Source organism: Acinetobacter legionensis (assembly GCF_048551735.1).
GTDB lineage: Bacteria > Pseudomonadota > Gammaproteobacteria > Pseudomonadales > Moraxellaceae > Acinetobacter.
Window position 1 is genome coordinate 1 of sequence record NZ_JBIMBV010000124.1, and the last position, 241, is coordinate 241.

The window sequence follows — 241 nt, forward strand, 5'->3', positions numbered from 1 at the left end:
CCGTGAAGGTGGTTTCGGTGATCGTCCACAACGGTCATTCGGTGGTGAAGATCGTCCTAAGCGTGATTTTGGTGATCGTCCACCACGTCGTGAAGGTAGTTTTGCTGATCGTCCTAAGCGTGATTTTGGTGATCGTCCACCACGCCGTGAAGGTGGTTTCGGTGATCGTCCACAACGGTCATTCGGTGGTGAAGATCGTCCTAAGCGTGATTTTGGTGATCGTCCACCACGTCGTGAAGGT

Annotated in this window: 1 pseudogene; it reads left to right on the forward strand. The window is 52.7% G+C overall.

Annotated elements, in window-relative coordinates:
- A pseudogene (locus ACG9ZL_RS21300) lies at positions 1-241 on the forward strand (DEAD/DEAH box helicase); the annotation flags it as partial.